This window comes from Planctobacterium sp. AWH2_060 (assembly GCF_056158425.1).
In genome coordinates this window covers 190,028-202,481 of record NZ_JBSWTG010000001.1, presented here as the reverse complement: position 1 = coordinate 202,481, position 12,454 = coordinate 190,028, and the positions used below count along the sequence as shown (strand labels likewise).

Genomic DNA, 12,454 nt, shown 5'->3' with positions numbered 1-12,454 from the left:
AAACCCAGGGTAAATTTGCCCTGGTTTTCCAGCTTATTATTCAGCAAACATCTAGCGAGGCGGATCTACCCGCTCATGATGTGAACCATTGACTCTGAACCAGCCAGCAATGGACAGTCGCTCACGTTGAGCCGGCAGCACTTCATGCGGAAATTCCTCACTGAGAAACACTGCAACCGTGCCAAAGGTTGGTAGTACTCTGATCCCCTCCATGTCATGGTCATCTTTATACAAAACCAGTTCACCGCCATCCTGATTGGTCCATTGGTGATTCAGATAAACCACCAAAGACAACACCCTGTTCGATTCACCGACAAAGGCATCCCGGTGACGTTTATAAAAGTCCTGTTCGCCGTATATAGAAAAATGACTTTCAAAGGAAAACAGTCCTAAAAACAAACGGCGATTCAAATAGGTCTGTAACTCCGACGCCCATTGCAGCCATTGCTGGCCTGCATCGGAATCTCCGTTAATCCAACAGATCTCGTCGCGGCGCACAAACTCGTTTAAATTTTGTTCATTTGCTCTGCCAATCCCTGCTACCTCAAACTCAGCATTATTCATGTGAACCACATGCTGATACAGATTTTCGGTTAGTGCCGGAGGCAATGCACAGGGATTGATGCTAAAGCCTTTTTCCTGAATATCATGTGCAATTTGCTCAAACAACAGCGCGTTGTCGTTATAATGCGCTTGTAAATTGGTTACTGCATTCATCGAATACTCGACAACAAATAATCTACAACCTGATCTCGTGGACCACTCTGATAAAAGGGTACCGGGCGATATTTAGGAGGCATAAATATCTCTCGCGCAATCAATTCGTCCAGAATATCAATAAACTCAAAAGAGGTTTTACCAATTAACAATGAGTCCAGGTTGCGTTGCTGATGTAAGCGAATCGCCTGACTTAAACCGCTCAGATACAGATAATCCTTGGTAAAGCCACCACCACGAAATACCCGGGCGGTAATAGTAAAAGCCCTATCGGCGTTGATTTGATAACGCTCTGTTAGTAAATGGTACACATCATTAAAGCTATCTCCATGGATCCTGCGATTCACGGCAATCACTCTTAGCGCCAGTGTGTGTAGACGGGACACCAAAATATTACCACCAAGATGTTCTGACAAGATTGCCAGTCCTTCCTGGGTGTAAGTGTTACCAGGCAGGCCAATTTTCAATACCTTTAATGGCTGAATATCGGCGTTAGCACTGGTCACGATATGCACGCCCAATTCGTGATCAATCAAAGCCTGCAGTTCTTTTTCACCAAAGCGACGGGTTGGATTGATTTTCAGAGTTTTGCCACTGACTAATGCGCCAGCCACAATTTTATCGGTAACAATGATTTTGCATTCAATACCATACGCCTGTGCTGCATCAGAAAAGCGCTGTACGATCTGTTCAGGTTCGTAACTAAGTGTAGGTTCTTCGTCATGTACCCTGGCATGCAGAATAAATTCGGCATTATTGATGTCATCATCACTGGGCTGACCATAGTAGCGCAAGGAGTTATACAAAAATTCTTCCGTACCTATGCTGGTTAGCAAATCAATACGCTTTGCTAACTGGTCAATAACGCGACGATACATTATCTGAATACTGGCATCTCGCACTTCATCTACTGGTAATCGGTATAGTGCTTCCTTAAACAAAAAGGGATCCAAATCCAACTGACGATACCGAAACGCCGGACGATATTGGTGCGGACGACGCATAAATGCCGCCTTTTCCTGCTTTAGATTCAACGGGTTTATATAACCCAGGGTATCCATATTTTTGGCCAGTTTGTACAGCTCATTGTCCAGTACCTGTACCTCCTTGGGCAAAGAAGAGGACAGCACGGTAGCCGCTTTCACTCTGGTTCGACGCTTGCGTTTTTCAATCATCACAGAAATATGCTGAGTAATAACTCGCTTAAGTTCGGTTTTGAGCTGCTCAATAACCAGTGGGAAATGCTCACCGGTGAGCTCATTAATATAGACCTTTTTTAACTCTAGCGGAATACACAGACTATTGGGAAAAAATTGCTTAACAAAACTGGCCTGATATCCCAAACCAGAAAAAACATCATTCACAGCCACCAGGTTTTCTACGTTGGGCAGAGATACGCCTTCCAAAAGCCCCACCAGACGACCAATATCGTTGCGCCACTTACGCATGTTGATCTGCTCAGTGCCAATATTAAATACCGGCGTGGGTTGCTCACGACGTTGATAGTTGTATGAGTGAATATCGTATACCACGGCAAATCCGTGCAGTGCTTCCAGTTTTTTAAGCAAAGCTCGCAATATACGGTAATAGGTATCGTGCTTAGCTGTGATTGTTGCTATCTCAGACTTGCTCAGTTCCTCATTCCAGACATTTTTACCCCAGGCTATCGAGTAAATACAGTGTTCCGGAACGCGGTTAAGGTCATACTCATAACGAGAATCTTCAGCTTGTAAAACAATTGGCAACGAAGAGATAAACTCGCCGGTAAGCGGGTCTTCTTCGTAATAGCGTTCAGCACTGCTCAAAGCACACTTGGCCAATAAAGAATCGGCCATGCGGGCACCATTGTGAATGGCTGTCGCAACAAAGGGTTGATACTCGCTAATGTGAATAGTCAGACTACCGTCGAGCAATTGCCCGACAAAGCTCTCACCATTATTAATTTTGTTGATGACCTGCTGTTCAGATAGCGTCTGCATCTTCGATTACCTTGCGAAATTCACTCTTACGGCTGATGACCAGTTCTTTGGCACTCACCACACTTTCCGCGAAGTCAATAATTTGCTTTTGCAGTTTGACGCGGTTCAAACGATTGATACGGGTAATGCCACCAGGACTTAATACATTCACTTCAATGAGCTTGCCGTTAATCACATCCAGCCCCACAAAATACAAACCATCGCGCACCAGCTTTGGCCCAATGTGTTTGCACAAGCGTTTTTCCTGCTTGGTGAGGGTGTGTTTGACTTCCTGACCACCGGCGTGAATGTTAGAGCGCATGTCATTTTCTGAGGGCACGCGGCGCATTGCGCCGATAGGTTCACCGTTAAGCATTAAGATACGCACGTCACCTTGCTCTGCACCTTCCACATAATCCTGCAGGATCACGTAGTTTTTATCATCCGCTACGTAAAACTCCAGCAGTGACTTCACCGAGCTATGGGCTGACTTTTCCACCATGATGACGCCACTGCCGCCATAACCGTTCAACGGTTTCATGATCATGCGTTCATTGGGATTTTCTTTGAGTACCCGCAACAGGTAATCGATATTTTTAGAAACGTGAGTAACCGGAATAAACTCGTTGTGAGGGTCGTGCAACGACGCGGTATACAGCTTGTTATTCGCCAGTCGTAAGCCGTCAATGTCGTTCATGATAAAGGTATCGGAGCGAACAGAATCCAGGAAATTCAGCGCCATAGTGTCCAGTGGCGGGTTAGCGCGCATAAAAATCACATCAAACCCTGCCAGTGGCAGTTGCACCTTGCGAAACTGAGCATTTTTGTAAAATGCAGCGATGTTATTGGATACCACATCCTTTTTAAGCACCCGGCAAAAAGCACTGGCAATGCTGTCGCGCATAGTCAGATTATTGGGTGTGGTAATTGCTACAGTATGGCCGCGCGACACGGCCTCATGAATCAAACGCAAAGTAGAGTCAGATTCGTGGGAAACCTTTTCCCACGGATACATCAAAAAACAAATTTTCATTAAACTTCCGAAGTCAGCAATTCAGCAAATTAATCTTTGCGTGCTGCTTTGATGTAGGATTTAACCGCCTTGAGGCTGGGAAATGGCGCATAACCTTCTGAGCTCATTTCATCATTTATTGCGCGTAAAATTTCTTTGTCGCTGGCATCAGTATCCTGCATGGCATCCATGCAGTAGTCATATGCGTCTCGAACGATTTCTACGTCTGGTTTTTCTCGTGTCATTGTCTTTAAAAGTAGGTTATTGGTTGTTCAAATAAGCCCTGTGTCGCTGCCCGAATCGAGCAGGTACATAAACTCAGGGAATTGCGCGAAAAGTAGATGGAAATGGCTCTGTTGAACAACGAATAATAATGATGGTGACGACAAATAATTTTGATAGTTTGTGTTTTTCAGGCTGGAACTTGGCAAAAAAAAGCGCTAATTCATTAAAACCAGGGCATTCTTGCCCTGGTTTTAACGTAAAAATCGTTTTATTAATCTAATAACAAAAACATAGCATCAGGGATCGTTATGGTAGCCCGGCAAATAAATCGGTTCCAGTTCATATGCTTGCTGCATCCACTCAACTACAAATGGTCGACTTTGCAGTTGCTCAAACCATCTTTGCACCAGCGGCCAACGTTCGTCAGGCGGATAATGCGCATTAAAACGGATAACTGAGGGCAATAGCATAATATCAGCCAGTGAGAACTCACCAACTAAATACGCTCCAGAAAAAGATGCGATGGTTTGTTGCCAGATGTCATACACCTTATTAAGTGCCGTTAGTTCATCCTGACTCAGTGCTCGTTTATCAGGATAAAAAGCACTCTCAAAAAACAAACAAGGGCACACTCTGCCAAATGTGGAATGCTGCCAGGCGGCAAAGCTTCGGGCTTTAGCGCGTTGTTTAGCATCTGATGGTAGCAAACGGCCATTTCCTATCTCGTTGGCGTATTCCATAATCGCCATCGAATCAAAGATAATAAATCCATCATCATCCAATACCGGTACTGCCGCTGGCGGAGAGAACTCCCCTATCCGCTTTAGATTTTCCCAGCGTTGCGGACGGCGAATATCCACCACTACCTCATCAAATTCAATCCCCTGCTCTTTTAAAGCTAACCAGGCCCGAAGTGCCCAGCTAGAAGCGTTGCGATTGCCCGTATATAACACTCTACTCATATCTGACTCCATCAATTTACGCAGTCATTATAGAGATCGATAACGCCTAAAATGATGCAAAACAAGCACATAAATGACTATAATAAAGCGTTTTTATCACTTTTATGCGGAGTATCAGCATGGATGAATTTGATATCGCGATACTCAAGCGATTACAAACAAACTGTACTCAAAATAGTTTGGAAATAGGCACAGAAATCGGTCTGTCGGCCTCTTCGGTACAACGGCGAATTAAAAAGCTAAGAACCTCCGGCATCATCAGCTCAGAAATTGCGGTACTAAATCCGGCGAGCATTAAAGGTATGGTGACAGTAATTACAGAGGTGGTGTTAAATAAAGGCGGCGCTGCCGCAATCAGTCAGTTTTCAGAGAAGCTAAATAAAGTCGACGCGGTACAGCAGGTCTTTTATGTGGCTGGTCAGGCTGACTTTATTGTCATCATTGTCTGCCAGGATATGGCCCATTACGAGCAACTGTCAGAGCAACTATTTATGAATAATGAAAACGTGACAAAGTTCACCTCTAATGTCGTCATCGGTACTAAAAAGCAAAGTCTGGCACTAACTCTGTGATGGTGCCATTCGCAAAATCTTAACCACCCGATCATAGAGAATACCAGTTAACATTACCAAATCGTTGCCCGTGGTGCTGACAAACTGAACTACCACCATATCTTCCTGCGGATGGTATCTGGCAATACTTTGGTAACCCAGTACCCAACCATTGTGATTGTAGGTATAGAGAGAGGCATACAGCTGCCGCTCCTGTTCAGTAAAGAGTGAGCCCTCGTTTAAAGCGCGCAAAAAAATTGCTACTTCATTTGCCGTAGATACGTAGCCCTGCTCCAGGTGCCGCAGATCTTCGTCATAGCCCAGGTGATAACCACTCATCAATTCATTGTTATTGACCTCCCCCACAGAGAAAAACGTGCGGGTTAACCCCAATGGCGCTAATAAAGTGCTTTTAATATATTCTCCATGGGGGACACCTGTTATTGCGGTGATAATCAACTCCAGCAAAAAGTAATTACTGTTGGAATAAGCATAGTCAGTATCAGGAGCAAAATCAGCTGGCTGATCCAAGATGAGCTCCTGGATGTCAAAATCCAATTCTCCCCAATGAAATCGCTTGTGATCAGTGAAATTGGGAATACCGCTGCGATGTTGTACCATCATCCGAACAGTAATTTGCTCAGCATGTTCAATACGTCCTTGGGTAAAAGGCAAATAGTCGGCTAAATGTTTGTCCAAATTCAACTTTCCCGCAGCGGCAAGTTTCGTGATCGCTGCAGCATCATAGAGCTTGGCAATACTACCAATTTTAAATAAGGCGTCAGGACGCACCGGCTTCAGACTTGCACGGTTATCGACCCCACTGACAAAATAAGCGGGCTCAGCCCCCTTTTTATCAACGTACAAGATCACACCGTCAATTCCTTGCTCTACCGCGTTATTCAGCTCTTGATGCACTGTGGACGGAAGCGGTTGAAGGTAATACCAACCGTACTCCCAGGGGGCAAATAAGTAGATGCTCACAAATGTCACCATGGCAGCGGCAACTCTCATTATTTTTGTGATAAATTTTTGATTTTTCATTGTAACCAAAAGAAGAGGCTAAAACTGCGCCATTAGGAATACCAAACTTAACATCTTGCTCATCGATAGACTATTTCGTCAGCATTTCTACTCGAATGCACCTGCACCAACCAGTCCGGCAGCGGAGAGCTTCAGCGATACACGTCATCCAACAATTGCTCGGCCAATTCGGCTAACTGGAGCGGATCATTGTTGGATTGAGCGTAGATCCGCAGGCCGGTAATCCCCATCGCCAGATAACGCGCGCGTTGCTCGGCAGAACGGCTGCCATCAACCTCTTTGTTAAGCATGGCTTTTTGCATTATTTGAACAAAGCCTTTGTGCTAGCCAGCAATATTTTCAGCGACAACTTTTTCCACCACCGTGAATGGCAAAGACATCCAATATTCCGTCTATCGCAGTTATTTAAACCCCAACGGCAAGATGACCTGAGAATTTCAGGTTATTAGTTCAGCGCTCAGAACGACTGAGTATATTGCTCTTATCAAGGCTCTGCATCATGGCCGGTAAACTATTCGCAGCCTGTACCTCTTGCCCTCTGATTTTATAGATCTTACCTATCAGCCAATGCGCCTTGGCTTGATAAACGCGATGAATACCGGAATCGCCTGCACTCACTAATCGCCCCTGGTGCATCGTCATACTCACTTTGATTATCCAGTAAATAGCGGCCAGTATAACCAAAACAACCGGAGCTAAGACAAACTCAATTTGTTGCAGTGCTTGTGGTAAGTGCTTTGGCTGACCGAGAAAAAACGCAGCCGTTGACATAAACAATGGAAAAAACATGCGCCATAAATGCCTGACCAATCGACCACTACCACTCAGTCCACCTCGTTTCACGTAACGATAATCTGCTATAGTGCAAAACGCCATAACACTGCCAAATGCAATGTAAGCGGCAATACCAAAGCCCCCCAGTTTACCGTCATGAATTTGTGTAGTTTGATAAGAAAACCATGCAAATCCTATCGTTAACAAGGCGGCAAAAAGTAACAAAAGTTTATCGTAAGTATTAATGCGATTAGCGGGCTGCCAGATAATGTTCAAAGCAGATAACACAAAATAACAAAGTACCAGGCCATTCATCATTGATAACGGGACCTCTCGTTCTAGCGCAACAATAGTACCTGTCAGCCCCAACAGTATCATCGATACCACATAGATACGGCCCAGAATACGATGGCTTGATTTGCCCTTTTTACAAATGATAACGCTATATCCAGCCAATAATGCGATGGCGCCAGTTATAATATGAAACATTACTAAATAAAACATCATCGCCCCCTTATATCTGCATTGTCTTGATGTCAGCTTCGTCGCTGCGTTGAAAGCCTGAAAACAGCAAAAATAACGGTACTGCAAGCTGAGTAATGGCCAGAGGCAACTGCAAAATATTGGGAATAGACGCCTGGAAAAACGTATGCCCCACCGCGGCTAATTGTAATAACGAGGCAGTCATCGCGAAATAGGACAGCCAGCGGGGAAGACGAGAGGCTCGTATTAACAGCAAGTAAAAAAACACCAAACTACAGCTGGACACAAAAATGGATAAGAAATGCGCTTCATTGCGCGCTGTTGATAGGGTTTTTCTAAAAATCTCAAAATATGATTCACTGCCACCTGTTGAGCTCAAAAAAGACACATACTCAGAAAGCTTCGCATACTCATAGGCGCACATAGCGATTCCAACAGCGGCGAATACAACAAGAAATACAAAAGTTTTGAAATGAGCCTGAATATCAGACCTGGGTAACAGTAATCCAAATGCCAGGTTAATAGAGCTAATCAATAATGCTGATAACATGGCAATCCCTAAGATAAAGTTCAGGGATTCAGGCGCTACAGAATTATCGTATTGCAATACCGGCTTTAAGAAATAAAAATTCAATAATATCCCAAGTCCCATTTGCAACAGCATTAACCCTGCTATCACCCTGGCAGCACTTTTGTAGTTCTGATGTGTCAAGTTAGACATAGATTCACTCCGTAGTATTAACAAGAGTGATCATACTCATTAAGGCTTTAGAGCTGGGTAACATAGTGTAACAATCACAGGTGTGGATTTGTGTTTGTGCGATCAATCAGGGAATATTGAGTCGATGCAATGAACAAGCTGTTTGCTATGACCAAACTATTAATGATTGATGATGACCAGAGCTTAACCGAAAGCCTGTCCGACTTTTTCCGTCAGCAGCAATTTGAATTACTTTATGCCAACGAACCCGAGCATGGACTTGAGTTATTGAAAACGGAAGCGCCAAAGCTGTTATTACTAGATGTCATGATGCCCAAAACAGACGGGTTCACCTTGTGTAAACAAATAAGAAAAGTCCACAAGCTTCCCATTATCATGCTTACAGCCAGAGGAAGATTAGAAGACAAAATTCAGGGCTTCGAAATTGGTGTAGATGATTATCTGCCCAAACCCTTTGAGCCTCTAGAGTTATTAATGAGAGTTCAGGCATTACTGCGAAGAAGCGAAAACAGCAACGATGCCCATGTAGATACGAATAACACGATGCAGTTCAGCGGCTTGATAATCCATCCAAAACAACAACTTGTTAAAGTGGACTCAACAGAAATAATGCTTTCCGGCATGGAGTATCACTTGCTCTACACATTGGCAAAAAATCCTGGAAAAGTATTCAGCAGAGAACAAATTGTCGGGGCACTAAAAGGGATTGAGGTCGATCTGTTTGGCCGCTCCGTAGATATTTTGCTAAGCAGGCTGAGACAAAAACTCAATGATTCCGCCGCTTCCCCCAGATTTGTCAAAACCATAAGAGGCGTTGGCTATACATTTATCGGAACACCATTGTGAAATTCCCCCATTTGAACTTATACAGCCGCTTCTTTTTACTATTTACAGTAACAACGCTGCTTTTAGTTGTGTGCATCATTTTAGGTAGTTTTGCTATCTCAGAAGACGAGGCAAAGCAGATTGTTCAGGACAGGCATGAAGCGCTGTCAGAAATGCTGACGCAAATCATTTCTGACCCCATAGATATTGAAGCCCTTAAACTGGAGGCAAAAAAAAACCGGGTGGCAATTCAAATAACCAAGGGGGAGGACATCTGGCGAACAGGACCAGAACTACCCGACCTGAGTACTCTGCAAAAAAATGCTACGCCACTTGGCAACCTAAACTTCTCAAAAGCAGGCAGCAAATATTTTATCTTTGTCACATCAAAGGACACAACGATTGCCGTAACCTCGACTATCGCTAACCTGATTGTCTACCCAGGCTGGCTCACAATTTGGCCCTGGGTCGCGGCGTTATTTGTCTTGTTTGTTAGCTACAAGCTACTCAACAATCAGTTAAAACCGATACGACACGCCATAGATAGCGCCGTTGAAATCAGCAATGGTAATTTAGCCTATCGCATTGCCCAACATCCCAAAAACGACTTAGGAAAGCTGACTCAGGGTTTGAACGACATGGCTAAAAGTCTGGAACAACTGTTTGCCTCAAAGAACGAGTTATTGCTGTCTGTTAGCCATGAATTGAGATCCCCCATGGCCAGAATGAAAGTGTTGCTGGCACTTATCGGGAAAAGTGAAACCGCATCCAAACTCAATACCGAAATTGACAAGATGAATGACATTGTCGAGCAACTGTTGGAAAGTGAACGCCTCAGGGACTCCCATAAATTATTAAACCTGGAAACCTATTTCCTGCCAAATGTCCTCAATGAAATCATTAATAATTTTGCAGATGCAGAGGCGCTGCGCATTGAAGGCAACATTCCCGAGGTAGCCGTGGAAATCGACTTAGGACGCTTCAAATTCTTAGTTAAAAACCTCATCGAAAATGCACTAAAGTACGCCGGAAACAGCGGACCAGTGATAATAACCTGCCAAAAACACAGCTCAGAGTTAGCTATTAGCGTAAGAGATTTTGGTCCAGGTATCGAAGCAGAACACCTGAGCAAAATATTTGAGCCCTTCTCACAGGCCACAGAAGTGGAAAATCGGGGTAACCATGGACTTGGGCTTGGCTTATTTTTGTGCAAACGAATTGCAAACGCTCATGGGGGCGAGCTGACCGTTAGCAGTGAACCGGGTAAAGGCAGTGAATTTACTTTCAGATTGCCAATAATTGCACAAGGTTAATAAAAAACCGTATCAAATCAGCGATACACATCGTCCAATAATTGCTCGGCCAATTCAGCTAACTGTTGTGGATCATTATTGGATTGAGCGTAAATTCGAAGACCACTGATCCCCATCGCCAGATAACGCGCACGTTGCTCCGCAGAGCGGCTCTCATCAACCTCTTTGTTAAGCATGGCTTTTTGCAATATTTGAACAAAACCCTTGTGCCAGCCCGCGATATTTTCGGCGACAACTTTCTCCACCACCGGATTAACCTGCGCCATTTCACTGAGCGCCTTTTGTGATAAGCACACACATTGATGACCTTGCTGAGTGAGATCCTGCACGGTTTTACTGAGATAACGGCGCAGGCCTTCTTTAACGGACGATGCACTGTCAAATAACTGTGCGAACTCTTTAGTACGGTCTTCGCTGTATTGTTTTAATGCACAAAGCAGTAGCCCCTGCTTATTTTCGAATGCACAGTAGATGGAGCCAGGATGTAGGCCAGTCGCTTTTTTTAAGTCCTGCATACTGGTTTGACTATAGCCTTTAGTGGCAAACGCCTCGATAGCAGCCCTTAACACCTGCTCTTTGTCAAACTCAGCGGTTCTCATAACTCTTCAACTCGCAACAACCCTCTACAGTGCAAATTTACCTTAATTCCACAGAGGATTGTATTCTTATTTGAATGAACATTCAAAATAATACTTGAATGAGCATTCAAATAAGCGTATCTTGAATGCGCATTCAAATTAATCAACCGGGAAATCTGTTATGACCGAGAATCTTTTTCAACCCTTTGCGCTTAACCAAGCCATAGAACTGCAAAACCGCATCGCCATGGCGCCTTTGACTCGTTGTATGGCGGACGATGACCTCGTGCCCACACAACTTTCTGTGGATTATTACGCCCGTCGAGCAGAAACCGGGTTAATCATCACCGAGGCCACAATTATCAGAGCCGATGGTCAGGGCTACCCCAATACGCCAGGCATTTTTACTGATGCACAAATCGCTGGTTGGAAGAAAGTCACCGAAGCGGTACACGCCAAAGGCGGCAAGATATTCCTGCAACTGTGGCATTGTGGTCGCGTTTCCCACCCTCACTTTTTCAATGGTGAGTTTGTATTAGCTCCTTCAGCTGAGAAAGTTGAAGGCACCGTACCGCGCATGAGAGAACTGGAATATCAGGTTCCAAAACCAGCTACGAAAGAAGAAATTGCACAATTGATATCAGACTTTGCAACCGCTGCAGAAAATGCCATAAAGGCCGGATTCGACGGTGTTGAAATTCACGGAGCCAACGGTTACTTGTTAGATCAGTTTTTACATCATGACGCTAACAAGCGCGAAGACGAATTCGGCGGCTCGCCTGAGAATATGGCGCGTTTCCCACTAGGTGTCGTCGACGCTATTGTGGCTAAAATTGGTAGTGAGCGCACCGCGCTGCGCGTATCTCCGGGGGCCTATTTCAACATGCAGGGCCACCCAGAAGATCGCGCTGTATTCGAATACTTACTGGCAGAACTGGACAAACGCAATCTGGCTTATCTGCATCTGGGCTTGTTTGATGACACTATGGAGTTTGATTATCTGGGCGGCTCTGCCACCGACTTTGTGCGTAAACACTATAACAAGACACTCATGGGTGTTGGTGGTTATAGCGCCGAAACGGGAAGCAAAGCGATTGCTCAAGAGCGCTTTGATCTGCTGGCTATTGGACGCCCTTTCATCGCCAATCCAGACTATATCGCCAAAGTGAAAACCGGTGAAGCGTTAACTGAATACAACGACGCTATGTTGGCTGAGTTGTACTAATAAATTTTGTTTACTTTCCCCCCTTTTAGCCCGGTATAAAAACGTTTATACCGGGCATGTCTTCTG

The 12,454-nt window shown here is 44.6% G+C and carries 14 protein-coding genes; 4 read left to right on the top strand and 10 right to left on the bottom strand.

Features of this window, described 5'->3' with window-relative positions; translation table 11 throughout:
- Positions 1–51: 51 nt before the first annotated feature.
- From ACXAD8_RS00850 to ACXAD8_RS00830, 5 genes are all read right to left on the bottom strand, one after another.
- Positions 52–717: a 2OG-Fe(II) oxygenase gene (locus ACXAD8_RS00850; protein ID WP_475224029.1), complete on the bottom strand. Its 666-nt coding sequence runs from the start codon at positions 715–717 to the stop codon at positions 52–54.
- Complete coding sequence (locus tag ACXAD8_RS00845) at positions 714–2,696, bottom strand: flavohemoglobin expression-modulating QEGLA motif protein (RefSeq protein ID WP_475224027.1); 1,983 nt, start codon at positions 2,694–2,696, stop codon at positions 714–716. Before ACXAD8_RS00845 ends, ACXAD8_RS00850 begins: the two co-directional genes overlap by 4 nt.
- Positions 2,680–3,708: a glutathione synthase gene (gshB, locus tag ACXAD8_RS00840; protein WP_475224025.1), complete on the bottom strand. Its 1,029-nt coding sequence runs from the start codon at positions 3,706–3,708 to the stop codon at positions 2,680–2,682. Before gshB ends, ACXAD8_RS00845 begins: the two co-directional genes overlap by 17 nt.
- A gap of 29 nt (positions 3,709–3,737) precedes the next feature.
- Positions 3,738–3,932 (bottom strand): hypothetical protein, encoded by a 195-nt coding sequence (locus ACXAD8_RS00835; RefSeq protein WP_229527843.1) that lies wholly within the window; start codon positions 3,930–3,932, stop codon positions 3,738–3,740.
- Positions 3,933–4,208: 276 nt separating this feature from the next.
- A complete protein-coding gene (locus tag ACXAD8_RS00830; protein ID WP_475224023.1) occupies positions 4,209–4,874 on the bottom strand; it encodes a glutathione S-transferase family protein in 666 nt (221 codons plus the stop codon).
- Positions 4,875–4,993: 119 nt separating this feature from the next.
- Here ACXAD8_RS00830 and ACXAD8_RS00825 point away from each other — a divergent pair, with 119 nt between their 5' ends.
- Positions 4,994–5,446 (top strand): Lrp/AsnC family transcriptional regulator, encoded by a 453-nt coding sequence (locus ACXAD8_RS00825; protein WP_475224021.1) that lies wholly within the window; start codon positions 4,994–4,996, stop codon positions 5,444–5,446.
- Here ACXAD8_RS00825 and ACXAD8_RS00820 read toward each other — a convergent pair.
- From ACXAD8_RS00820 to ACXAD8_RS00805, 4 genes are all read right to left on the bottom strand, one after another.
- Positions 5,435–6,409 (bottom strand): serine hydrolase domain-containing protein, encoded by a 975-nt coding sequence (locus ACXAD8_RS00820; RefSeq protein WP_475224019.1) that lies wholly within the window; start codon positions 6,407–6,409, stop codon positions 5,435–5,437. The genes ACXAD8_RS00825 and ACXAD8_RS00820 overlap by 12 nt on opposite strands.
- Positions 6,410–6,600: 191 nt before the next feature.
- A complete protein-coding gene (locus ACXAD8_RS00815; RefSeq protein WP_475224017.1) occupies positions 6,601–6,771 on the bottom strand; it encodes a hypothetical protein in 171 nt (56 codons plus the stop codon).
- A gap of 148 nt (positions 6,772–6,919) precedes the next feature.
- Positions 6,920–7,732 carry a hypothetical protein gene (locus ACXAD8_RS00810; RefSeq protein ID WP_475224015.1) on the bottom strand — a complete coding sequence of 271 codons (813 nt, stop codon included), beginning with the start codon at positions 7,730–7,732 and terminating at the stop codon, positions 6,920–6,922.
- Between the two features lie 25 nt (positions 7,733–7,757).
- A complete protein-coding gene (locus ACXAD8_RS00805; RefSeq protein ID WP_475224013.1) occupies positions 7,758–8,447 on the bottom strand; it encodes a DUF4386 family protein in 690 nt (229 codons plus the stop codon).
- Between the two features lie 147 nt (positions 8,448–8,594).
- Between ACXAD8_RS00805 and ACXAD8_RS00800 the strand changes: the two genes are divergently transcribed.
- Together ACXAD8_RS00800 and ACXAD8_RS00795 are read left to right on the top strand one after the other, a co-directional pair.
- On the top strand, positions 8,595–9,293 hold the full coding sequence (locus ACXAD8_RS00800) for a response regulator transcription factor (protein WP_475224011.1): 699 nt from the start codon (positions 8,595–8,597) through the stop codon (positions 9,291–9,293).
- A complete protein-coding gene (locus ACXAD8_RS00795) occupies positions 9,290–10,585 on the top strand; it encodes a HAMP domain-containing sensor histidine kinase (RefSeq protein WP_475224009.1) in 1,296 nt (431 codons plus the stop codon). Before ACXAD8_RS00800 ends, ACXAD8_RS00795 begins: the two co-directional genes overlap by 4 nt.
- 17 nt (positions 10,586–10,602) lie before the next feature.
- On the opposite strand, the gene ACXAD8_RS00790 is transcribed toward ACXAD8_RS00795, so the two are convergent.
- On the bottom strand, positions 10,603–11,184 hold the full coding sequence (locus tag ACXAD8_RS00790; RefSeq protein WP_475224008.1) for a TetR/AcrR family transcriptional regulator: 582 nt from the start codon (positions 11,182–11,184) through the stop codon (positions 10,603–10,605).
- 160 nt (positions 11,185–11,344) lie between these two features.
- Here ACXAD8_RS00790 and ACXAD8_RS00785 point away from each other — a divergent pair, with 160 nt between their 5' ends.
- Entirely contained in the window at positions 11,345–12,388 is a 1,044-nt protein-coding gene (locus ACXAD8_RS00785; RefSeq protein WP_475224007.1) for an alkene reductase, read from the top strand.
- Positions 12,389–12,454: the final 66 nt, after the last annotated feature.

Coding starts and splice junctions, on each gene's coding strand:
- ACXAD8_RS00825 (WP_475224021.1), top strand. CDS start 4,994: ATGGATGAATTTGATATCGCGATACTCAAGCGATTACAAACAAACTGT.
- ACXAD8_RS00790 (WP_475224008.1), bottom strand. CDS start 11,184: ATGAGAACCGCTGAGTTTGACAAAGAGCAGGTGTTAAGGGCTGCTATC.
- gshB (WP_475224025.1), bottom strand. CDS start 3,708: ATGAAAATTTGTTTTTTGATGTATCCGTGGGAAAAGGTTTCCCACGAA.
- ACXAD8_RS00810 (WP_475224015.1), bottom strand. CDS start 7,732: ATGTTTCATATTATAACTGGCGCCATCGCATTATTGGCTGGATATAGC.
- ACXAD8_RS00815 (WP_475224017.1), bottom strand. CDS start 6,771: ATGCAAAAAGCCATGCTTAACAAAGAGGTTGATGGCAGCCGTTCTGCC.
- ACXAD8_RS00845 (WP_475224027.1), bottom strand. CDS start 2,696: ATGCAGACGCTATCTGAACAGCAGGTCATCAACAAAATTAATAATGGT.
- ACXAD8_RS00835 (WP_229527843.1), bottom strand. CDS start 3,932: ATGACACGAGAAAAACCAGACGTAGAAATCGTTCGAGACGCATATGAC.
- ACXAD8_RS00800 (WP_475224011.1), top strand. CDS start 8,595: ATGACCAAACTATTAATGATTGATGATGACCAGAGCTTAACCGAAAGC.
- ACXAD8_RS00805 (WP_475224013.1), bottom strand. CDS start 8,447: ATGTCTAACTTGACACATCAGAACTACAAAAGTGCTGCCAGGGTGATA.
- ACXAD8_RS00830 (WP_475224023.1), bottom strand. CDS start 4,874: ATGAGTAGAGTGTTATATACGGGCAATCGCAACGCTTCTAGCTGGGCA.
- ACXAD8_RS00785 (WP_475224007.1), top strand. CDS start 11,345: ATGACCGAGAATCTTTTTCAACCCTTTGCGCTTAACCAAGCCATAGAA.
- ACXAD8_RS00850 (WP_475224029.1), bottom strand. CDS start 717: ATGAATGCAGTAACCAATTTACAAGCGCATTATAACGACAACGCGCTG.